The sequence below is a fragment of the Microbacterium sp. SLBN-146 genome (assembly GCF_006715145.1).
In the GTDB taxonomy this organism is placed as follows: domain Bacteria; phylum Actinomycetota; class Actinomycetes; order Actinomycetales; family Microbacteriaceae; genus Microbacterium.
In genome coordinates this window covers 3151830-3173345 of the sequence record NZ_VFMR01000001.1, presented here as the reverse complement: position 1 = coordinate 3173345, position 21516 = coordinate 3151830, and the positions used below count along the sequence as shown (strand labels likewise).

22 protein-coding genes are annotated in these 21516 nt (G+C 67.8%); 15 read left to right on the top strand and 7 right to left on the bottom strand.

Annotated elements, in window-relative coordinates; all coding sequences use genetic code 11:
• Positions 1-4: 4 nt before the first annotated feature.
• Complete coding sequence (locus FBY39_RS14285; RefSeq protein ID WP_141932990.1) at positions 5-1177, top strand: pyridoxal phosphate-dependent aminotransferase; 1173 nt, start codon at positions 5-7, stop codon at positions 1175-1177.
• Here the strand turns inward: FBY39_RS14285 and FBY39_RS14280 are convergent.
• The gene (locus tag FBY39_RS14280; RefSeq protein WP_141932988.1) at positions 1174-1515 is read right to left on the bottom strand and encodes a TfoX/Sxy family protein; all 342 of its coding nucleotides are present in this window, start codon (positions 1513-1515) and stop codon (positions 1174-1176) included. The genes FBY39_RS14285 and FBY39_RS14280 overlap by 4 nt on opposite strands.
• Positions 1516-1641: 126 nt before the next feature.
• On the opposite strand from FBY39_RS14280, the gene FBY39_RS14275 reads away from it, so the two are divergent.
• From FBY39_RS14275 to FBY39_RS14255, 5 genes are all read left to right on the top strand, one after another.
• Entirely contained in the window at positions 1642-2562 is a 921-nt protein-coding gene (locus FBY39_RS14275) for a L,D-transpeptidase family protein (protein ID WP_141932987.1), read from the top strand.
• Between the two features lie 85 nt (positions 2563-2647).
• The gene (locus tag FBY39_RS14270; RefSeq protein ID WP_141932985.1) at positions 2648-3640 is read left to right on the top strand and encodes an aldo/keto reductase; all 993 of its coding nucleotides are present in this window, start codon (positions 2648-2650) and stop codon (positions 3638-3640) included.
• A gap of 52 nt (positions 3641-3692) precedes the next feature.
• On the top strand, positions 3693-4499 hold the full coding sequence (locus FBY39_RS14265) for a glycosyltransferase family 2 protein (protein WP_260838002.1): 807 nt from the start codon (positions 3693-3695) through the stop codon (positions 4497-4499).
• Between the two features lie 267 nt (positions 4500-4766).
• Entirely contained in the window at positions 4767-5252 is a 486-nt protein-coding gene (locus tag FBY39_RS14260; protein WP_141932981.1) for an A24 family peptidase, read from the top strand.
• Between the two features lie 55 nt (positions 5253-5307).
• Positions 5308-6330, top strand: a complete 1023-nt coding sequence (locus FBY39_RS14255; protein WP_141932979.1) for a YihY/virulence factor BrkB family protein — start codon at positions 5308-5310, stop codon at positions 6328-6330.
• On the opposite strand, the gene FBY39_RS14250 is transcribed toward FBY39_RS14255, so the two are convergent.
• Positions 6318-7049: a glutamine amidotransferase gene (locus tag FBY39_RS14250; protein ID WP_141932977.1), complete on the bottom strand. Its 732-nt coding sequence runs from the start codon at positions 7047-7049 to the stop codon at positions 6318-6320. The two genes, FBY39_RS14255 and FBY39_RS14250, sit on opposite strands and share 13 nt — an antisense overlap.
• A 65-nt stretch (positions 7050-7114) precedes the next feature.
• On the opposite strand from FBY39_RS14250, the gene FBY39_RS14245 reads away from it, so the two are divergent.
• Complete coding sequence (locus FBY39_RS14245) at positions 7115-7342, top strand: response regulator (RefSeq protein WP_141932976.1); 228 nt, start codon at positions 7115-7117, stop codon at positions 7340-7342.
• Positions 7326-7973, top strand: coding sequence for a CYTH domain-containing protein (locus FBY39_RS14240; protein ID WP_141932974.1), 648 nt, complete (start codon positions 7326-7328; stop codon positions 7971-7973). The genes FBY39_RS14245 and FBY39_RS14240 overlap by 17 nt, the downstream gene beginning before the upstream one ends.
• Before the next feature lie 71 nt (positions 7974-8044).
• Here FBY39_RS14240 and lpdA read toward each other — a convergent pair whose 3' ends face one another.
• The gene (gene lpdA / locus FBY39_RS14235; protein ID WP_141932972.1) at positions 8045-9442 is read right to left on the bottom strand and encodes a dihydrolipoyl dehydrogenase; all 1398 of its coding nucleotides are present in this window, start codon (positions 9440-9442) and stop codon (positions 8045-8047) included.
• 9 nt (positions 9443-9451) lie between these two features.
• The gene (locus FBY39_RS14230) at positions 9452-10126 is read right to left on the bottom strand and encodes a copper resistance CopC family protein (protein WP_141934239.1); all 675 of its coding nucleotides are present in this window, start codon (positions 10124-10126) and stop codon (positions 9452-9454) included.
• A 114-nt stretch (positions 10127-10240) separates the two neighbouring features.
• Between FBY39_RS14230 and FBY39_RS14225 the strand changes: the two genes are divergently transcribed.
• Positions 10241-10633, top strand: coding sequence for a hypothetical protein (locus tag FBY39_RS14225; protein WP_260838001.1), 393 nt, complete (start codon positions 10241-10243; stop codon positions 10631-10633).
• A gap of 6 nt (positions 10634-10639) precedes the next feature.
• Here FBY39_RS14225 and FBY39_RS14220 read toward each other — a convergent pair whose 3' ends face one another.
• A complete protein-coding gene (locus FBY39_RS14220) occupies positions 10640-10990 on the bottom strand; it encodes a hypothetical protein (protein ID WP_260838000.1) in 351 nt (116 codons plus the stop codon).
• A gap of 172 nt (positions 10991-11162) precedes the next feature.
• Here FBY39_RS14220 and FBY39_RS14215 point away from each other — a divergent pair, with 172 nt between their 5' ends.
• The 3 genes from FBY39_RS14215 to FBY39_RS14205 all read left to right on the top strand — a co-directional run bounded on the left by FBY39_RS14215 (position 11163) and on the right by FBY39_RS14205 (position 12994).
• Complete coding sequence (locus FBY39_RS14215; protein ID WP_141932968.1) at positions 11163-11672, top strand: FHA domain-containing protein; 510 nt, start codon at positions 11163-11165, stop codon at positions 11670-11672.
• Positions 11672-12358, top strand: coding sequence for a MerR family transcriptional regulator (locus tag FBY39_RS14210; protein WP_141932966.1), 687 nt, complete (start codon positions 11672-11674; stop codon positions 12356-12358). Before FBY39_RS14215 ends, FBY39_RS14210 begins: the two co-directional genes overlap by 1 nt.
• A 90-nt stretch (positions 12359-12448) precedes the next feature.
• Entirely contained in the window at positions 12449-12994 is a 546-nt protein-coding gene (locus tag FBY39_RS14205; RefSeq protein WP_141932964.1) for a MerR family transcriptional regulator, read from the top strand.
• 39 nt (positions 12995-13033) lie between these two features.
• Here the strand turns inward: FBY39_RS14205 and FBY39_RS14200 are convergent, their stop codons facing one another.
• Positions 13034-13834, bottom strand: coding sequence for a ParA family protein (locus FBY39_RS14200; protein WP_141932962.1), 801 nt, complete (start codon positions 13832-13834; stop codon positions 13034-13036).
• Between the two features lie 73 nt (positions 13835-13907).
• Here FBY39_RS14200 and FBY39_RS14195 point away from each other — a divergent pair, with 73 nt between their 5' ends.
• From FBY39_RS14195 to FBY39_RS14185, 3 genes are read left to right on the top strand one after another with little or no spacing between them, the layout of a single operon-like run.
• Entirely contained in the window at positions 13908-17315 is a 3408-nt protein-coding gene (locus FBY39_RS14195; protein ID WP_141932961.1) for a pyruvate carboxylase, read from the top strand.
• 47 nt (positions 17316-17362) lie between these two features.
• Positions 17363-18961: an AAA family ATPase gene (locus FBY39_RS14190; protein WP_186336958.1), complete on the top strand. Its 1599-nt coding sequence runs from the start codon at positions 17363-17365 to the stop codon at positions 18959-18961.
• A gap of 1 nt (position 18962) precedes the next feature.
• Entirely contained in the window at positions 18963-19454 is a 492-nt protein-coding gene (locus FBY39_RS14185) for a peptide deformylase (RefSeq protein ID WP_141932958.1), read from the top strand.
• A gap of 48 nt (positions 19455-19502) precedes the next feature.
• Here the strand turns inward: FBY39_RS14185 and FBY39_RS14180 are convergent, their stop codons facing one another.
• On the bottom strand, positions 19503-21329 hold the full coding sequence (locus tag FBY39_RS14180) for a long-chain fatty acid--CoA ligase (RefSeq protein WP_141932956.1): 1827 nt from the start codon (positions 21327-21329) through the stop codon (positions 19503-19505).
• Positions 21330-21516: the final 187 nt, after the last annotated feature.

The following is a 21516-nucleotide window of genomic DNA, read 5'->3' as shown; positions in this document are numbered from 1 at the left end:
CATCATGTCCGTTAGTCGTCTGCAGCACATTCCGGGGATCGGCGTCGATCTGATGGGAGACAGAGCCGATCGCGAACGCGACGACCGCATGCTCCGATTGGAGAATCTCGACACCGATCTTCGCCCGCATCCCGCCGCGATCGCGCGCACGCTCGAGGCCGTCCACGAGGACGGCGCCAACAGCTACCTGCCGTTTCAGGGCGGAGTCGCACTGCGGGAGGCGGCCGCGGCGCATGTCGGGAGGATGGCGGGGCGGACGTACGACCCGATCGGGGAGTGCGTCATCACGGCCGGTGGGCTCAACGGCATCCTCAACACTCTCCTCGCGACCCTCGAGCCGGGCGACGAAGTGGTCATGACGGATCCCATCTACGCGGGTCTCGTCAACCGGGTCCGACTCGCGGGTGGCGTGCCGCGCTTCGTGCCACTTCGACCGACGACATCGGGATGGACGCTCGATCCCGAAGCTCTCGCCGCCGCCGTGAGCGATCGCACGGGCGCGGTCCTCGTGATGTCGCCATCGATGCCGACGGGGTCGGTCCTCGACCGCTCCCACTGGACTGCGCTCGCCCAGGTCCTGGACGGGCATCGCGCCTGGCTCGTCTATGACGCGGCGATGGAGCGGATCCGATTCGACGGACGGTCGCCCGTTCACCCTGCGAGCATCGACGGATTGCAGGACCGCACCATCACGGTGGGCGCGGCATCGAAGGAGCTCAGGATGATCGGCTGGCGCGTGGGGTGGGTCGTCGGTCCGCGGAGCATCGTGCGCGACATCGACCTCGTCGGTCTCAGCAACGTCGTCTGTCAGGTCGGGATTGCTCAGGATGCCGTCGCCGTCGCCCTGAGCGCACCCGATGCCGACCAGGACGTCGCCCGCGCCGCTGCCGTCTGGAAGGATCGGAGCGACACGATCGTCGATCAACTGAGGGGGTTCCCCGTCGTCCCGCCGCACGGCGGCTGGTCGGTGCTCATCGACACGACGAGCATCGGCATGACGCCGACGGAGGCTTCCGAGAAGCTCTTCGCGCTCGGTCGTGTCGCAGCGACGCCCATGAACGGGTGGGGCCCGTCCGGCGACCGCTATCTTCGTCTCGTCTTCGCCAACGAACCGGTGGAGCGGCTAGCGGATCTGCGATCGCGCTTCGAGGCGGCCTGGGGGACCCGACCACGCTAGCGTCGGCGCTGAAAGTCGCGCGCGGCGTCCACCCAGAAGAGCAGCTGCTCGTCGCTCGTCAGGTGGTCGCTGTCGATGAGCAGCCAGCCGGGGCCCATCTCGCGTCGCTGCGGGCCCATGACCGCCGGAGACGCGCCGGGCTCGAGCGCAAGAGACGCGGCGTCCTCTGCGTCGACGCGGACAAGGAGCGCCGGCGCGGAGAATACGGCCACCGCGATGCGGTCATCGAGAAGGAAGGCGCGGCTGCCGAACATCGCCTTCTCGGTGAGATCCGCCTCGTCGGAGAGAAGCGCGCGCACGCGGTCGGCCAGCGCGCTCTGCGCTTCGTTCACCGGCATCCGTCACCTCTTAGAGTGTCTGCGTCATGACGCATCGGTGCGATTCTCACACGTCGGCGACCTGTCCCGACAGATCGCGGGGACACCCGGCTTGCAGGATCCGCTTCCCCCGCCGAGCATGGAGGCATGGGGGAATCCAGCGAAGCGCGCTCGCGTACGCCGATCGTCGTCTCCCTGAGCGTCGGCTTCGGGGTGCTCATCGCGACGGCTGTCGTGACGTTCTGGATCCTGACGTCCGCGACGCTCGACGCAGCTCCCGCGCCATCGCCCACCGCTTCGTCCTCCCCACCCGTCGCCACGCCGACCCCCGCATCGACCCCGACGCCGACCGGGCCGCCTCCGGACGCGACCGCTTACGACACGTCGGCGCTTCCTCGCGTCGACGTCTTCGCCGTCGTGGCGGCGCTCCCGGTCGACGACGATCCGACCGGCTCCTTCACAGGACAGGCAGCACGCGCCCGCGGAGAGGTGATCCCGGTCTTCGCGTCCCCTTCGACGCCGCCCGTCGCGGCTCTCGCCCGGGATCAGGAGTTCGACGGCACGGTCGTTCCCGTCATCGAGCGCCACGCCCACTGGCTGCGGGTCCTCCTCCCTGGACGCCAGGCGACGCCTTCCGCGGGCGACCCGGGCCAGCTGACCGGCTGGGTGCGGGCCACCGACGTCGACGTGACGACCCAGGATGCTCGCGTCGACGTGAGTATCTCCGCGCGGACGATCGAAATCGTGCGCGGCGATGCGCGAGAGCTCGTCGCGAGCGACTTCGCGTGGGGCGTCGACTCGACGCCGACCCCGACGGGACGCTCCTTCATCATGACGACGGCGGTCGTGCCCGAATTCGCCTACACGCGCGGCAACCCGATCACGTATCTCTCGGTGCAGTCGCCGACCCTCGACGGGTTCGGCGGTGCCGACGCGGCAGTCACGGCGTTCCACTATCACGACAGCCGTTCCGGCTCGATCTCCAACGGATGCCTCCGGGTCGACGCCGCGGCCGCCGCGGCCCTTGCGGCGCTTCCACACGGCACTCCCGTGTCGATCTCGCCGTAGGTCCCCCTCATCCGTCAAGGCGCATCCGATCTGGTCTTCAGGTGGCATGCTGGACGACGGCGTACTCAGCGACGAAGGGACTGCCATGCGACAGCGACAGCTCGGACGAACCGGCCGTGAGGTTTCGGCCATCGGACTCGGCACCTGGCAGCTCGGGGCCGACTGGGGTGCGGTCTCGGAGGACGACGCGCGCGCCGTGCTGGCGGCCTCGCTCGACCACGGTGTGACGCTGTTCGACACGGCCGACGTCTACGGAGACGGCCGGAGCGAATCGATCATCGGACGATTCCTCGCCGAGCGTCCGGGTCACGGTGTCACCGTCGCGACGAAGATGGGGCGTCGCCTGCCGCAAGAGCCCGAGAACTACACGCCCGAGAACTTCCGGAGGTGGACTGACCGCTCACGCGCCAACCTCGGAGTCGAGACGCTGGATCTCGTGCAGCTCCACTGTCCTCCGTCGGCCGTCATCGACGACGACGCGACATACGACGCTCTCGACACCCTCGTGGCGGACGGCGCTATCGCCGCCTACGGCGTGTCCGTCGAGACCTGCGCGCAGGCGCTCTCGGCCATCCGACGACCAGCGGTGACGAACGTGCAGATCATCGTCAATCCGTTCCGCCTCAAGCCGCTCGACGAGGTGCTCCCCGCCGCCGAGGCGGCAGGCGTGTCGATCTTCGCGCGCGTCCCTCTCGCTTCCGGGCTCCTCTCCGGCGCGTACACCGCCGACACGCAGTTCTCGCCCGACGACCACCGGACGTACAACCGTCACGGTGAGGCGTTCGACCGTGGCGAGACGTTCTCCGGGGTCGACTTCGAGGTGGGTATCGCGGCAGCTCGCGAGCTCGCCGCTGCCGTGCCCGCGGGGATGTCCCTCCCCGCCGTCACCCTCGCGTGGATCGCGGGCCTTCCGGGGATGACGTCGGTGATCCCCGGCGCGCGCAACGTCCGCCAGGCCTCGTCGAACGCGGAGGCGGGGACGCTCCTCGACGCGGGCACCGACCTGTCGGGGTTCGATGCGGCGGTCCGCGACGTGTACGACCGGATGCTGCGGGAGGCGATCCACCCGCAGTGGTGACGCGCCCGACGCGGCGTCCCCGCGACGGCGGGTCGCGAGTATCCTGAGCGGCGTGCACGCCGACTCCCGCATCACGGTCGTCGTTCCGTGCTGGAACGACGCCGACATGCTCGACCACTGTCTCACGGCGCTCGCGCGCCAGACGCGGCCGGCCGACCGCATCCTCGTCGTCGACAATGGCAGCGCGGACGAGTCGATCGACGTCGCGCGAAGGCATGGCGCGGATGTCGTCTGCGAGCCGCTCCGGGGCATCTGGCCGGCGGCGGCGAGAGGATACGACGAGGCGCGGGCCGACGCCGACATCATCGCGCGTCTCGATGCCGACTCCCGCCCGCACCCCGACTGGATCGCGCGTCTCGAGAGTGCGTTCGCGACCGACGCGAGTCTCGGGGTGCTCACCGGCGGCGCCGAGTTCTACGGTGCGGGGCCGGTCGTGCGGTATCTCGGCGAGCACTGGTACATCGGCGGCGGCCATTTCTGGATTCGCGCGGTTCTCGGCATCCCCCTCGTGTTCGGCTCCAATTTCGCCATGCGGCGTCGCGTCTGGGAGCGCGTCCGCGACCGCGTGGACCGGACGAACCCGCGCATCCACGACGACCTCGACCTCACCATCCGGCTCCGCGCCTCGGACGGCGTGCGGTACGACCCGAACCTCCGGATGCCGGTGTCGTCGCGGCCTCTCGTGACGCAGCGCGGGCTGTGGCGGCGCGTCTGGCGCGTCGTGCCGACCTTCGCCGCCAGCTGGCCCGAAGGCGCGCGTTGGCACCGTGACGACGACGGCCGCGACGATGATCGGCGTGCGTCTTCCGACGGCTGGTCCGCGGACGGCGAGGACCTCGCCCCCGGGTTCGGACGCTGAGCGCTCGAGCGAGGAGCGCCCTCGTCGACAGTTGTCCACAGGCGGTGAGATCGAGCCGGATTCCTTCCCCGTGATCGCTATGGTTTGGCATCGGAGACGCCGTTTTGCCGGTGGCTCAGGATGAGGGAGGGGCGCAAGTGAATCGTGTGGCAGTGCGTTATGGGATCGTGAGACTCGTCTGTTGACCGCGTGTGGGAGGGCTCCCATGATCGTCATGGGGAAGGACGTCGCACAGGGGGTCTGCTCCGTCCGCGCGAGCGGACGGACATGACTGCGGCGGACTACTTGCTCAGCGCCGTGTACGTTCTGTTCGCGGCGCTGAGCTGCGTCTTGACCGTGATCGACATCCGGACGCATCGCGTCCCGAACCGCCTCATCCTTCCCTCGATTCCCCTCATCGTCGCGCTTCTGGCGTCGGCGTGCGTCGTCGGTGCAGACTGGCGCCGGTTCGGCGGGGCGCTCCTCGGGGCAGTGGCGCTGTGTTGCTTCTATCTCGCACTTCGCCTCGTGAGCCCTTCCGGCATGGGGGGAGGAGACGTCAAGCTCGCGGGTGTCGTCGGTCTCATGCTCGGGTGGTGGGGATGGTCTGCGGTCGCGCTGGGCGCGCTCGCGAGTTTCCTGTCGGGCGGACTGTTCGCGCTCGCCGTCCTGCTGACTCGTCGGGGAGACCGCAGCTCGCGCATCCCGTTCGCGCCCTTCATGCTGGGCGGCGCGTGGATCGCCGTCGTCATATCGGTCGTCCGGCTCGGATGACACGCGCTTTGTCAACACCCGCGGGCACGTTCCGTGGCGCGGCTACGCTGACGACATGGGCTCCTCGACCTCGTCCCCACCCGGTCTCGTCCCGCGGATCATCGCGCGCGTGCTCGCCATGCGCCCCGTCCGAGCCTTCCTGCACTACAGCGAGCATCGCGGACCGGTGCTGGCCGACAGCATCACCTACCGCACGCTGTTCAGTCTCTTCGCCGGCGTGCTCTTGGGGTTCTCGGTCGCCGCACTGTGGCTCGCGGGCAACCCCGCAGCGTGGCAGGCCCTCGTCGACGCGGTGGATGCGGCAGTCCCTGGCCTCGTCGGTGACGGTGGTCTCGTCGACCTCGACGATATCGAGGCGCCCGCAGGGCTCACGGTCGCGGGGATCCTGTCGCTCGTCGCACTCGTCGGAGCCGCCATCGGCGCCATCGGGTCGCTCCGGACAGCACTCTTCATTCTCGCCGACCGCGTCCATGACGACGTGCTCATCGTATGGGTGCTCCTGCGCAACCTTGCTCTGGCGATCGGGATCGGCGTGGCCCTCGCGGCGGCCGCCGCAGCGATGTTCCTCGCCGACCAGGGCATCGGCATCGTCACGGGCTGGTTCGGCATGAGCGCGGAAGACCCTCTCGCCGTGTTCTCCGGTCGAGCGATCGGCATCCTGATCGTCCTCGTCCTCGACACGGCCGTCGTGGCCGTACTCTTCCGTACGCTGTCGGGTCTGCGCGTGCCCACACGGACGCTCCTGATCGGTGCGGCGATCGGCGGCATCGGCCTCACTGTGCTCCAGCAGCTCTCGACGTGGTTCGTCGGCGGGGCGTCGTCCAACCCGTTGCTGGCAACCTTCGCGTCCCTCATCGCGCTCCTCCTCTGGATCAACCTGTCGACGCAGGTGATCCTGATCGCGAGTTCGTACATCATCGTGTCGGATATCGAGGAGCGCGACCGTGTGCGCGCGCGCTTCGGAGCCCCCACGTTCGCGACCCGCCGCCTGCAGCGGGCGGAAGACTCTGTGCGCGTCGCAACCGAGGAGCTGCAGAAGGCGCGCGTCGACGTCGAGAAGGAGCGTCAGCGCGCGTAGCGGTCGACGAAGTTCTCGAGGATCCTGCTCGGGTGGGAGACCGTCGTGCGGCGGACCGCATCGAGGGTCAGCGGCAGCTCGCCCGCAGCGAAGTAGCCGTAGTCGGCATACGCGTGGATCCGCGTCGTGATCCCGTCGAGATCGAGCTCGGGGTGAAACTGGGTCGCGTACACGTTGGCGCCGACGCGGAACATCTGCACGGGCGACGCCGGTGACGACGCGAGCAGTGTCGCGGACGCGGGGAGCTCGCTGATCGCCTCTTTGTGACCTACGAAGGCCGGGAAGACGTCGGGGAGGCCTCGAAGGAGCGGATCGGCGGCGCCCGCCTCGGTCACCGACACATCGACGACGCTGATCGGCTCGCCGTAGCGCCTGTCGATGAGCGCGCCGAGATGCGCGCCGAGGGTGCCGATGCCGTAGCAGGCCCCGAGGAAGGGGAAATCGCGTGCGACGACGTCGTCGAGGAGCCGTGCGAACTCGCGCTCGACACGCACTTGCACGTCAGACTTCGTCTCGGTGGGATCAGAGGCGTTGAAGGGGCCGCCGCCGACGAAGATCCCCGAGAGCCCGTCGAGGTCGAGCGCCGGCATCTCCCGCTCTTCGAGACGGATGCGGATGAGGTCATCCGGTGTCAAGCCCGTGTAGCGCAGGAACAGCGCGTACTCTTCGTCGGCGGGGACATCCTCGGCCCGGGTGGCCAGCAGGACGAAGGGTTTCACCCATGCATTCTAGGTGTTGGCGCTCGGCTCATCGGACGCGGGACCAGGCGGAGTAGGCTCGGCACATGGCTATCGCACGACTCCACGGCGGCCCGCTCGACGGGCAGGTCATTCCGCTCGACCCCTCGATCGATGACGCGTACATCGTCCCCTACGGCGAAGGGCAGCTCGTCTACCACCGCGAGGGATCCGACATCCACGAGGGTGAGGACGACGGTCCGACCGAGGCTCGTTTCGTCTACATCGAAGCGACCGAAGACATCGATCCCAATCCCGATGGGCGCGACGACTGACACCGTCGGCGGGTCCGACCCGGTTCGCTCCGTCGAGATCGAGCTGACTTTCGACGTCGACGAAGAGACGCCGTTGCCCGACTGGGGGCTCGTGCCCGGGATCGAAGCCGTCGATGCTCCCGAACTGCGCGAGCTCGACGCCAGGTACTTCGACACGGATGCCCTCACGCTCGCCCGTTCCGGGTATGCCGTGCGCCGGCGCACGGGAGGCCCGGATGCCGGTTGGCACGTCAAGGGTCCCCGCGTGGGCGATGCTCGGGTCGAACTCGGCTGGCCGCTCGGCGAAGCGGAAGACGAGGTACCGGATCACGTCCGCGACCGCGTCTCATCGGTCGCAACCGGCGCCCTCATGCCGATCGCTCGCATTCGCAACACACGCACGGCGTACGTCTTGAGGGACGCCGACGGGGGAGTCGTCGCCGAATTCGTCGACGACCGGGTCACGGCATCCGATGAGCGCGCCGGCATCGAGCGGCGCTGGCGGGAGTGGGAGTTCGAACTCGGGCCCGCCGCACCGACGGATGCGGACGCCCGTGCGCTGTTGTTCGCTTCCGTCGATTCCGCCGTGCGTGCCGTCGGCGGGCGCGATGCGGCATCCGACTCCAAGCTCGCGCGGACCCTGGGTCACTGAGAGCGAGAACTGTCGAGAGAGACAACGGCCCTGTCCCACGGGGGGACAGGGCCGTTATCGGTGTCTCGTGATCAGAGGTTGATCATGTGACCCGCGAGGCCGTGGAAGGCTTCTTGCACGGCCTCCGAGAGGGTGGGGTGCGTGTGCACGTTGCGCGCCGCCTCGAGCGCCGTCAGGTCCCACTTCTGGGCCAGCGTCAGTTCGGGCAGCAACTCTGACACATCGGGTCCGATGAGGTGTCCGCCGAGCAACTCGAGGTGCTCGCCGTCGGCGATGAGCTTGACGAACCCGATGGGCTCACCCAGACCGTTGGCCTTGCCGTTCGCCGAGAACGGGAACTTCGCGACCTTGACGTCGTAGCCGGCGTCACGGGCCTGTTGTTCGGTGAGGCCGAAGGATGCCACCTGGGGCGAGCAGAATGTCGCACGCGGCATCATGCGGTAATCGCCGAGAGTCTGCGTCTCGGCCTTGCCGATCGTCTCTGCTGCGACGACGCCCTGCGCCTCGGCCACGTGAGCGAGCTGGAGCTTCGCGGTCACGTCGCCGATCGCGTAGATGTGCGGCACGTTGGTGCGCATGTGGTCGTCGATGTCGATCGCGCCGCGCTCGGTCAGCTTCACGCCCGTCTTCTCCAGGCCGAAGCCCTCGACGTTGGTGGCGAAGCCGATCGACATGAGGACCTTGTCGGCCTCGATCGAGCCCTGCGCGCCGTCCTTGCCGGTGTAGGTGACGGTGACCTTGTCACCCGAATCGACGACCGTTTCGACCTTGGTCGAGGTGAGGATGTCGATGCCGTACTTCTTGTAGTGGCGCGCGATCTCCTTCGAGACGTCGGCGTCCTCGTTGGGAAGCGCGCGGTCGAGGAACTCGATGATCGTGACCTTCACTCCGAAGTTGCGCATGATGAATCCGAATTCCATGCCGATCGCGCCGGCGCCCACGATGACGATCGACTCGGGGAGCTCCCGGGTCATGATCTGCTCCTCGTAGGTCACGACGTTGTCGCTGAGCTCGACGCCGGGCAGGAGGCGCACGCGCGAACCGGTCGAGATGATCGCGTTGTCGAATGTCAGGCGCTCGCTCGACCCATCGCTCTTGGCGACGTCGATCGTGTTCGCGTCAGCGAACGTGCCACGACCCTCGTACTCGGTGACCTTGTTCTTCTTCATCAGGAAGTGGATGCCCTTGACGTGCGTCTCGGACACCTTGCGGCTGCGGTCCCACGCCGCCCCGAAGTCGAACGACACGTCGCCCGAGATGCCGAAGAGCTCGGCCTGGTCGTGGAAGACGTGCGCGAGGTCCGCATTGCGCAGAAGAGCCTTCGAGGGGATGCAGCCGACATTGAGGCACACCCCGCCCCAGTACTTCTCTTCGATGATCGCGACCGACAGGCCGAGCTGAGCGCTGCGCACGGCCGCGACGTACCCGCCGGGGCCCGCGCCGAGGATGACGACGTCGTAGTGAGGCATGCCGCAAGTCTATCGGTCGGTGGGGTCCTCGGACTCAGGGTGGGGCGGCTGCGAACCGTCCCTGCGCCGCCTCGCACGAGAGGCGATGAGGTAGGCCGTCGCGGCGACGACGAGCGCTCCCAGGACGGCAGCGATGATCCAGGGGACGTACGACGAGGAGTCCGATGCCGCGTCGGTGTCGGTCGGGACGGGCGTGGCGGACTCGGTCGGCGTTTCGGGCGATGAGGTCACGCTCGGCGTCTCGGTCGGCGTCGGTGTGTCCGTCGGGGTCGGGGCGGGCGGGGTGCTCGTCACCGTGAAGGTGAACTCGCCCGAGATCGGGTGTCCGTCGCTCGAGACGACCTTCCACAGCACCGTGACCGGGCCGGCTGTCGTCACCTGTGTGAGCGGTTGGCTCAGGATCGGCCCATCGACGACGGGTGCGCCATCGGTGAGCGCCGCACCCGCGGCATCCGTCACCTGGACCTCGGATGCACCGGCATCCGCCGCGATCGCCGCGCTGAACGTGAGCGACAGCGTCGTCGGCAGCTGCTCGACGGTGGACTCCGCCGCGGGGTCCGACCCCAGGAGTCGGTCGTGGGCCGCGGCGGGCGCGGCCGTCGACACGACGGACGCTGCGGCCAGGAGGAGCGCGGCAATCAGGACGAGGAGGCGCCGGGGGAGCGCTCCGACTGCGGTTGACATCACACTCCGAGCCTATCCGCACCCTTACGCGGAGAAGCCTGCGGGCCTAGCATGGCCGCGAGCGGGCTCGTCCGCCCGTTCGTGGAACCGATCAGGAGGTGCGAGATGGATTCGATGATGATGGGCGCCATGTCGGAGGACATGATGTCGATGCCCGGTATGAGCGACCTCGACATGTCGGTCATGCAGGCATGCCTCGACGCGTGCGCGGCATGCGAGCAGGCGTGCACGGTGTGCTCGACGCAGATGATGTCCTGCGCACCGGCCTGCATGAACTGCGCGGACATGTGCAACACGATGATGCGCGCGATGCTGCGTATGCAGGGCATGACGCCGGCCGCGCTCGTCGCGATGCTCGACGCGTGCATCGCGATGTGTCAGGTGTGCATGGACGAATGCATGGAGCACGCCGCTGAGAGCGATGTCTGCCGGATGTGTGCGCAATCCTGTCAGGCGTGCATGGACGCGTGTGCGGCGATGCGCGACGCCGTCCTGGCGCGTGGGTGATCGGGATCAGACGACGACGCAGTTGAACCGGCGGGGCCCGATCGCGAGCACGCCGTAGCGGGAATGCAGGGCAACGGGATAGCCGACCTCGGCCTCGGTTGCCGCGCCCGACGCATTCCAGAGTTCGACGACGATTCCCTCATCGAGCGTCCGGACGGTCAGCTGACCGGATTCGGGATCCGCGACCTCGACGACGGCATCCGTCCATTCCGACGGAGTCGCAGAGGCCAGTCGCGCCTGGATCAGGTGCAGCGCGTGTCCCGGCGCGAAGGACGAGCACACGCCGCCCGTCGCGCACATGCAGATCGCGCGTCCTCGCGCCGGGGCGGGCGGGGTGTGGAAGCGCGGGCTCGACACGACGGGTCTCCTGTCAGTAGGTTCGTTCAGCCACCGTAGGTCGAAGCCGCGATCCACGGCACCCCGCGTGACACATGCCGACACACGCGCTCCGCACATCCGAGCGAGGCGATATCGGCGGTCGGGCAGGCGATGCCATCGGCTAGGCTGACAGGGCAAGAGGAGGAATACCGTGGATGACAACCGTCGACCCGGTCCGGAGGACATCCACCGGACGCCCGGTGCGCAAGGCGAGGCTGGCGACTCCTATCGCTCTTCCGACACGACGCAGACTTTCGGCCATGACTCCGACCTTTCTTTCGTGCCCTTCGGTGCGGATCTGTCGGAGGCGGAGCTCGACGCGATCGATGCTCTGCCGACGAAGTCCGCTCTATTGATCGTGCGCTCCGGACCCACAGCGGGTGCCCGCTACCTCCTCGACGCCGACGTCACCACGGTCGGGCGCCATCCCGAGGCCGACATCTTCTTCGACGACGTGACCGTTTCACGGCGTCACGCCGAGATCACGCGCGAGGGCACAGCATTCGAGCTGGTCGACCAGCGCTCGCTGAACGGCACGTACGTCGATGGTGAGCGCGTCGATCGGGCGTCGCTCCGCAACGGAGCAGAGGTGCGCGTCGGAAAGTTCCGCCTCAACTTCTTCGTCTCGCCGGCCGATCTCGCGCAGGCTTCGGACGGCTGATGCCGGCGTCCTCCCCCCGCGAACGCTCTTCGTCCGCGGGTCTCCTGAGCATTGGTCAGGTGCTCGCGAGGCTCACGCCCGAGTTCCCCGGCCTCTCCGCGAGCAAGCTGCGGTTCCTCGAAGTGCAGGGGATCGTCACGCCGACGCGCACGGAATCCGGCTATCGCAAGTTCTCGCCCGATGACCTCGATCGGCTTCGTCTGGCGCTCACGCTGCAGCGCGACCACTTCATGCCGCACAGCGTCATCCGCGACTACCTCGCGGACCTCGATGCCGGGCGCGATCCCGCGCCGCCGGCGACGGTTCCGTCCATCGTGCCCGCGCCACGGCGCTATCGCCGAGAGGAACTGCTCGCGGCCGCAGGAGCAGCGCCGCAGCTCTTGAACGACGCCATCAGCACCGGCGTCCTGACGGGTGCCGAGACCTACGACGACCAGGCGGTCTCTCTCCTCCGTGCGCTCGTCGCGCTCGATCGGCACGGCATCGAGCCGCGTCACGTGCGCGCCCTCCGTCAGAGCGCAGAACGCGACGTGTCGCTCGTCGAGTCTGCGCTGTCGCCGCTCCTGCGTCGAACGGACGCCGCATCACGCGGCCGCGCTGCGGAGGTCGCTCCCGAACTGGCGAAGCGGCTCGAAGAAGTCCGCGCGATCTTCATCCGTTCCGCGCTCGACAGACTCCTCCATTGAGCCGGGATCCGCGACACGCCCGAAGCGGATGTCGTTGCCGAGGAGGCATGGCTCATCTAGCGTGGAGGAAACGGTCGGGAGGGAACGCGTATGAACGCTCGTGACACTGCGGGCGAACCGCAGTTCGCTGCGGATCTGCTGTTCACCGACGGCTTGCCCCAGATGGACGACGAGGTCGGATATCGCGGCGCTGTCGCTGCGCGAGCCGCCGGCATCACCTACCGCCAGCTCGACTACTGGGCGCGGACCGAACTCGTTCAGCCGACGGTCCGAGGCGCATCGGGTTCAGGGTCGCAGCGGTTGTACGGCTTCCGTGACATCCTCGTCCTGAAGCTCGTCAAGCGTCTTCTCGACACGGGGATCTCTCTTCAGCAGATCCGGACGGCAGTCGAGCAGCTGCGGGCCGCCGGCATCCGTGATCTCGCCGGCACGACGCTCATGAGCGACGGAGCCTCGGTCTACCTCTGCACCTCGAACGACGAGGTGATCGACCTGGTCAGTCGCGGCCAGGGGGTCTTCGGCATCGCCGTCGGCAAGGTCCTGCGTGAGGTCGAGTCGACACTCGTCGAGTTCGATCCCCAGGTGCCCGAGGCGCAGGACGAGCTCGCCGCTCGCCGAGCCGCTCGCTCCGCCTGATTCGCACCGGACGCGCGACGACGTGCTCGTCGTCGCGTTCTACGCGCTCTCGGTCGGGATACGACCCGTTCGCATGACGCGATCGAGAAGCGCGTCGAAATCTGCCGCGAGCTCCTGGGCCGAGTCGCCGGGCCAGATGTGGAGCGGTTTGGCGGCGCCCTGAGCCTGCTGGAGCGAGGTGCGCTCGGGCAGTTGAGGCGTGAGGACGAGAGGGCCGAACATGTCGCGCAGTTCCTTGATGCGGAACTGATGCTCGATCGACTGGGGGCGGACGCGGTTGACCACGATGCCGAGCGGCTGAAGGCGCGGGGAGAGTCCGCGGCGGATCTCCTCGATCGCGCGAAGAGCGCGGTCGGCGGCTGCGACGGAGAAGAGCCCGGGTTCCGTGACGACGATGACCCGATCGCTCGCGGCCCATGCGGTCCGCGTCAGGGCGTTCAGTGAAGGAGCGCAGTCGACGAGCACGAGATCGTAGTCGGCCTCGATCGTCGCGAGGGCCTCTTCGAGCTTCCAGACGTCGCGGACGCTCGGGTGCGGTCCGTCGAAATTGATCGCGGACGGGCTGCCGATCATCACGTCGATCGTTCCAGGATGCACTTTCGCCCACCCGCTGGATGTGATCGCCTGACGGACGACCTTCTCCTTCGGGTTGGCGAGGACATCTGCCACGTTGAGTCGGCCGGCGACCTGGATGTCCATACCCGTGGAGACGTCGGACTGCGGGTCGAGGTCGACGACGAGGGTGCGAACACCACGCGCGAACGCTGCGGACGCGAGCCCGAGCGTCACGGTCGTCTTGCCGACCCCACCCTTGAGCGAGCTGACCGAGAGTACGTGCACAATCGTCTACGTTACCGTCCCCTAGGCTGAGAGCACACTTGGCCCCACCGACGGGTCCTTCTGCGAGGTGTTCATGTTCCGAAAGATCCTGGTCGCCAATCGCGGTGAGATCGCCATCCGTGCGTTCCGCGCCGCGTTCGAGCTGGGTGCGCGCACCGTTGCCGTCTTCCCCTACGAAGACCGCGGTTCGATCCACCGGCAGAAGGCCGATGAGTCGTATGTCATCGGGGAGCGAGGACATCCCGTCCGCGCCTACCTCGACGTCGACGAGATCATCCGTGTGGCGCGAGAATCCGGAGCAGACGCGATCTATCCGGGGTACGGGTTCCTCTCCGAGAACCCGGAGCTGGCCGCTCGCGCGGCGGAGAACGGCATCACGTTCATCGGACCGCCGGCATCGGCGCTGGAGATGGCGGGCAACAAGGTCACGGCCAAGCAGCACGCCATCGCGGCCGGCGTTCCCGTCCTGCGCTCCACCGAAGCGTCCGAAGATGTCGATGTCCTCGTGGCGCAGGCTGCGGACATCGGTTTCCCGATCTTCGTCAAGGCCGTCGCGGGAGGCGGCGGACGCGGAATGCGGCGTGTCGAGACGGAGCACGAGCTTCCCCCCGCGATCGCGGAGGCGATGCGGGAGGCGGGCGCCGCGTTCGGCGACGCCCGTGTCTTCCTCGAGCAGGCGGTCGTGCGTCCGCGCCACATCGAGGTGCAGATCCTGGCGGATGCCACGGGGCACACCGTCCATCTCTTCGAGCGGGACTGCTCGGTGCAGCGTCGCCACCAGAAGGTCATCGAGATCGCGCCCGCACCCAACCTCGACGAGGAGCTGAGGAAGCGGATCCACCGCGACGCCGTCGCGTTCGCGGAGTCCATCGGATACGCCAACGCCGGAACGGTGGAGTTCCTCGTCGACACGGCGGGTGAGCGCGCGGGCCAGCATGTCTTCATCGAGATGAACCCGCGCATCCAGGTCGAGCACACGGTGACCGAAGAGGTCACCGACGTCGACCTCGTGCAGTCGCAGATCCGGATCGCCGCGGGGGAGACGCTGCACGATCTCGGCCTCGAGCAGGAGAACATCGTCCTTCGCGGCGCAGCGCTCCAGTGCCGCATCACGACGGAAGACCCGTCGCAGGGATTCCGACCCGATACGGGACGCATCACGACGTATCGCTCGCCGGGCGGCGCGGGGATCCGGCTCGACGGCGGAACGACCGCTGCCGGATCGCAGATCAGCCCGCACTTCGACTCGATGCTCGCCAAGCTCACCTGTCGGGCGCGCGATTTCCCCTCGGCCGTTGCTCGTGCCAAGCGGGCACTGGCGGAGTTCCGCATCCGAGGAGTCGCGACGAACATCCCGTTCCTGCGCGCCGTCCTCGACGACCCTGCCTTCGTGAACGGCGATCTCAGCACGGCGTTCATCGAGGAACGCCCCCAGCTCTTGACGAGCCACCCGTCGCGAGACCGCGCGACGAAGCTCCTCAACTGGCTGGCCGATGTCACCGTGAACCGCCCGTACGGCGAGAAGCCCCTGTCGGTGTCCCCGGGAAGCAAGCTCCCGGAGATCGATCTGGCGTCGCCGCCGCCTGCCGGAACCCTCCAGCGGCTGCGCGATCTCGGACCCGAAGGCTTCGCGCGCGCGCTGCGGGCGCAGGTGCCGCTCGCCGTCACCGAGACGACGTTCCGTGACGCTCATCAGTCCTTGCTCGCGACCCGCGTCCGCACGAGAGACCTCGCGCGTGTCGGACCCCACGTCGCACGCATGACTCCCGAGCTCCTCTCGATCGAGGCGTGGGGTGGTGCGACCTACGACGTCGCGCTCAGGTTCCTCGCCGAGGACCCGTGGGAGCGTCTCGCTGCGCTCCGCGAAGCGATCCCCAATATTCCGATCCAGATGCTTCTGCGCGGGCGCAACACGGTGGGCTACACGCCCCGGCCGGTCGAGGTCACCGACGCGTTCGTCCGCGAGGCCGCCTCCACGGGCGTCGACGTCTTCCGGATCTTCGATGCCCTCAACGACGTCGCGCAGATGCGGCCCGCCGTGTCGGCCGTGCTCGAGACGGGCACTGCGCTTGCGGAGGTCGCGCTCTGCTACACCGCCGACCTGCTGGATCCGGCGGAGAAGCTCTACACGCTCGACTACTACCTCCGTCTCGCCGAGCAGATCGTCGAATCGGGCGCACATGTGCTCGCGATCAAGGACATGGCAGGCCTCCTCCGGCCCGCCGCCGCGGCGAAGCTCGTGACGGCGCTGCGGGAGCGCTTCGACCTTCCCGTGCACCTCCACACGCACGACACGGCGGGTGGCCAGCTGGCGACGCTCCTGGCGGCGAGTGCCGCGGGAGTCGATGCCGTGGATGCCGCCGCGGCTCCGCTGTCGGGAACGACGAGCCAGCCGTCCCTGTCTGCCCTGGTGGCCGCCCTCGCGCACACCGAGCGCGACACGGGCATCGACCTGCAGGCGGTCAGCGACCTCGAGCCGTACTGGGAGGCGGTGCGCCACCTGTACCGCCCCTTCGAGTCGGGCCTTCCGGGCCCCACGGGGCGCGTCTACCACCACGAGATCCCCGGCGGTCAGCTCTCGAACCTCCGCCAGCAGGCCATGGCGCTCGGGCTCGCGGACGACTTCGAGCTCATCGAGGACATGTACGCCGCCGCGGACAGGATCCTCGGACGCATCCCCAAGGTCACGCCCTCGTCCAAGGTCGTGGGCGATCTCGCCCTCGCACTCGTGGCGGCGAAAGCGGACCCGGCCGACTTCGCCGAGAACCCGCAGAACTATGACATCCCCGACTCCGTCGTGGGATTCATGGCCGGCGAGCTGGGAGACCTCCCCGGCGGGTGGCCCGAGCCCTTCCGCTCGAAGGTACTCGCCGGCAAGCAGGTGTCGATCGAGATCCCGGCGCTGACGGAACCCGAGAAGGAGGGACTCGCGGGCGATGCGGCCATGCGGCGACGCACGCTCAACCGCCTTCTCTTCCCCGGGCCCGCAAAGGAATTCGAGCGGATGCGCGAAACCTATGGCGACCTCTCGACTCTCGGCACCCCCGACTACCTCTACGGGCTCAAGCCCGGTGAGGAGCATGTCGCCGAGATCGATCCTGGTGTACAGCTCTACGTCGGCCTCGAGGCGATCGGCGAGGCGGACGCGAAGGGCATTCGCACCGTTATGGCGATCCTCAACGGACAGTTGCGTCCCGTCTACGTGCGCGACCGCAGTATCAAGGTCGAGACCCGGCAGGCGGAGAAGGCCGACACCTCCAAACCCGGTCAGGTCGCGGCGCCGTTCTCCGGTGTGGTGACCCTCAAGACCGAGATCGGCGACACGGTGAAGGCGGGTCATCCCGTTGCCTCGATCGAGGCGATGAAGATGGAAGCGGCGATCACCGCACCCGTCGACGGAGTCGTCGAAAGGCTCGTGATTCCGGGTACGGCGCAGGTCGACGCAGGAGATCTTTTGGTCGTGATCCGTCCCGCGCATTAGCCTGGAAGGCGGCACCCGCACCACACACCCGCTTTGGAGTACCCGCAGTGACGCCCGATCGAGCCGAAAAATCCCCTGACGAGGACGCAGTCAACGCCGTTCTCTCCCACACGGAGAGCATCGACACGACCGGTTTGGGGATCCTCGACGGGTCGACCGAGCAGGTCAGTCTTTCGTTCGCGCCTGCTTCCGAAGACGACGACATCGACGATGACGTCGTCGGCGACGAAGTGCCCTTCGAGGTCTACACGATCGACGCCGAGCCGACGCCCCCCGAGCCGGAGCACGTCGGGCACGACAACGGTGAGGACGGATACGAGCGAGTGGAGCATGAGGCGGCCGACCTCGCCGAGTCGCCCGACCTCGCCGAGTCGCCCGACCCGCACACCGTCGAAGCCGAGATCATCGAGGTCGCCGACGACTCGGACGCGCCGAACGACACCGCTGAGGACGACGACGAGGAGGTCTTCGACGTGAACGTGGACGAGGCAGAACCTGTCGGCGACGACTCGAAGCACGCCCCGGATGCCGCCGGCGTGGATCACGCCGAGACGCGAACAGGCAGCATCCCGACGACGCGTCGACAGGCGCAGCATCCTGATCAGCCCGAGCGTCCCGACACGCACTCGATCGAACGAGTGCAGACGCGTTCCGAGGTCACGCTCACCTCCAAGCGCATCGGAGAGTTCGAGCCGGATCGCGAAAGCGCGGACCTCTTGACGGCCGACCGGCTTCTCGATCCGCACCACATCGTGCGGCCCGAGCCCGAAGGTCCCTGGCAGCACTTCGTCTACTCGATCTCGGGGCGGCGCATCAACCTCGGCGACGGAAAGCGAGCGCGCGCGCGCAAGGCGCTCGATCGGCGCATCGCGGCTCCGCTCGCGGGTGGCGCACGGTTCGTCCCGGTCCTCTCCCGCAAGGGTGGAGTCGGAAAGACGACGATCACGACTCTTCTCGGCATGGCGCTCGCTGACGCGCGCGACGATCGCGTCATCGCCGTCGACGCGAACCCCGATCGGGGGACGCTCGCCGAGCGGCTCTCGCGTCAGAGCGGCAAGACGGTGCGCGACCTCGCGAGGACGCGGGCCGACGTCGTGGGATACAACGACCTCTCCGCCGTCGTCGCACGCGACGAAACGCGACTCGATGTCCTCGCGTCGGACAGCGACCCACGTGTCTCCGAAGCCTTCAGCGACCGTGACTACCACGACGTCGCATCGCTCGCGGCCCACTACTACTCCATCGTCTTGACGGACACGGGGACCGGAATCGTCCACTCGGTCATGGGGGCCACCCTAGAACTGGCTGATGCGATCGTGATCGTGGCGGGGCTCAGCGTCGACGAAGCGCGCCTGGCATCGGAGACACTGACGTGGCTCGAGACGAACGGGTACTCGGCACAGGTGCGCAATGCCGTGGTCGTCCTCAACAGTGCGCGGCCGGGAACGCCTCTCGTGCGGCTCAACGAGCTCGAGGCGCACTTCGCGTCGCGGGTGCGTGCCGTCGTCCGTATGCCCTACGACCAGCACATCGCGGCGGGCAGTGCGATCGCCTTCCGTGAGTTGCATCCCGACACGCGCCAGGCGGCGCGAGAACTCGCCGCCGCCGTCGTCGAAGGCCTTCGATCGCTCGTGTCGGCGGCCTGAGGTGGCGGTACGTCCCATCCGTGTCTTCGGCGACCCCGTTCTGCGCAGTCCCAGCGCGCCGATCGACCACATCGACGACGGTGTCCGCGCCCTCGTGCAAGACCTCCTGGACACAGTGGCGTTGCCTGGACGTGCCGGGGTCGCTGCCTGCCAGATCGGTGTGGGCATGCGTGCCTTCAGCTACAACATCGACGGTGACATCGGCTACGTCATCAATCCCGTGCTCGTCGAGGTCTCGGGTGAACCGCAGCCGGTCGCTGAAGGCTGCCTGTCCGTTCCGGGACTCTGGCACGAGGCCCTCCGGCACCCCTGGGCGAAGGTCGTCGGAATCGACCTCGACGGCAACGAGGTCGTGCTCGAAGGCGAGGGGCTTCTCGCTCAAGCGCTGCAGCACGAGACGGACCACCTCGACGGCTCCCTCTTCCTCGATCGACTTCCGCCCGAGACTCGTCGGATCGCGATGCGGGAGATCCGCGAGTCGGACTGGTTCTGACATGCGAAGAGGGCCCGGGTATCCGGGCCCTCTTCGTGTCGAACCGTGTCAGCCGAGCGAGACGTTCGTCGTCGTGACGGGCACCGCGTAGATCTCTGCGATCTCGTCGGCGAAGTCCTCGGTGATGACGTTGCGCTTGATGCTCATCTTGGGCGTCAGGTGTCCGCTCGCTTCCGTCCACTCGTTCGCAAGAATCGTGAACTTGCGGATCGACTCCGCTCTGGAGACGTGCTTGTTCGCTTCATCGATCGCGCGCTGCACCTCTGCGCGGACGGCCGGGTTCTTCGCCGCGTCTGTCAGCGAGAGGTCGGCGGGCAGTCCGTTGTTCCCGAGCCACGTCGGCAGCATCTCGGAGTCGAGCGTCACGAGGGCCGCGATGAAGGGCTTCTGATCACCCACGACGACGACCTGACCGATGATCGGGTTGGCGCGGATCGGGTCTTCGAGCGCCGCCGGAGCGACGTTCTTGCCACCGGCCGTCACGATGATCTCCTTCTTGCGGCCCGTGATCTTGAGGAAGCCTTCGTCGTCGAACGAGCCCAGATCGCCCGTCTTGAACCAGTCGCCGTCGAAAGCGTCGGCGGTGGCCTCGGGATTGCGCCAGTACTCCTTGAAGACGTTGACGCCCCGCACCTGCACTTCGCCGTCCTCACCCAGACGGATACCGACACCCGGGAGCACGGGGCCGACGGTACCGATCTTGGACTTCTTCGCGAGGTTGACCGTCGCGGGTGCGGTCGTCTCCGTCAGGCCGTAGCCCTCGAGGATGACGACGCCGAGGCTGTGGAAGAAGTGGCCGAGGCGGGGGCCGAGCGGTGCCGAGCCGGACACGGCGTAGACGACGCGCCCGCCCATCGCCTCCCGCAGCTTGCTGTAGACCAGTCGATCGAACAGTGCGAACTTGATCCGCATGCCGAGCGGGACCTTCTTGCCTTCTTCGAGCAGACGCGAGTGCTCGACAGCCGTGTGGGCGGCAGCGCGGAAGATCTTTCCCTTACCCCCTGCTTCGGCCTTCTGCTCCGCCGAGTTGTAGACCTTCTCGAAGACCCGGGGGACTGCGAGGAGGAACGTCGGCTTGAACGAGCCGAGAGCCGGGAGAAGCTGCTTCGTGTCCGGCTGATGACCGGTCTTCACTCCCGCGTGGATGTCGAGGATCGAGATGAACCGCGCGAAGATGTGGGCTGTCGTGATGAAGAGGAGCGTCGATGCTCCGGGGGTCGAGACGACTTCTTCGAGCGACTTCGCGGAGTTTCGCACGAGCTCGACGAAGTTGCTGTGGGTCAGAACGCAGCCCTTCGGGCGACCTGTCGACCCCGACGTGTAGATGAGCGTCGCGATGTCTGCCCCGACCGCGAGGTTCCGGCGACGCTCGATCTCCTCGTCGGAAACGTTCTTGCCCTGCTCGGCGAGCTTGTCGAGATCTCCTGTGTGCATTGCCCAGACAGACCGGATGAGGGGGAGTTCGGCCCGAACCTCATCGAGTCGAGCGCTGTGATCGGTGGACTCGATGATGCAGGCCACAGCGCCCGAATCGGTCAGGTTCCACAGGATCTGCGCGGGAGAGCTCGTCTCGTAGATGGGGACCATGACGGCACCGGCGAAGAAGATCGCCATGTCGACGAGCGTCCAGTCGTACGTCGTCCGCGCGATGAAGCCGACCTTGTCGCCGGGCTCGATGCCCCCTGCGACGAGACCCTTTGCGAGGGCGATCACCTGCGCGTGGAACTCTGCGGCGGTGATGTCCCTCCAACCGGCGCCGTCAGGAACGGCGAAGAGCGCCAGGTTGGGCGTCTTCTTCACCCTCTCGACGAGGAGGTCGGTGATGTTTGCCTGCGGATCGGCGGGAACGATCGCGGGTACTTCGAATTGGACCACGGCAACTCCTTCGGTACCGGTGTGGTTCTACAGCGGTGTGTCGAGTGGCTCCGAGTCTATCGCGGCGGGGTTCGCCACGACGGGAAGATCTCGATGACACTGAATCTCAGTGTAGTTGAACCGGAGTCTCGCTGCCACGAGCGGGGGAGCCCGACGGCTAGACTTTTGTCGCCGTCGCGCCCGCGCC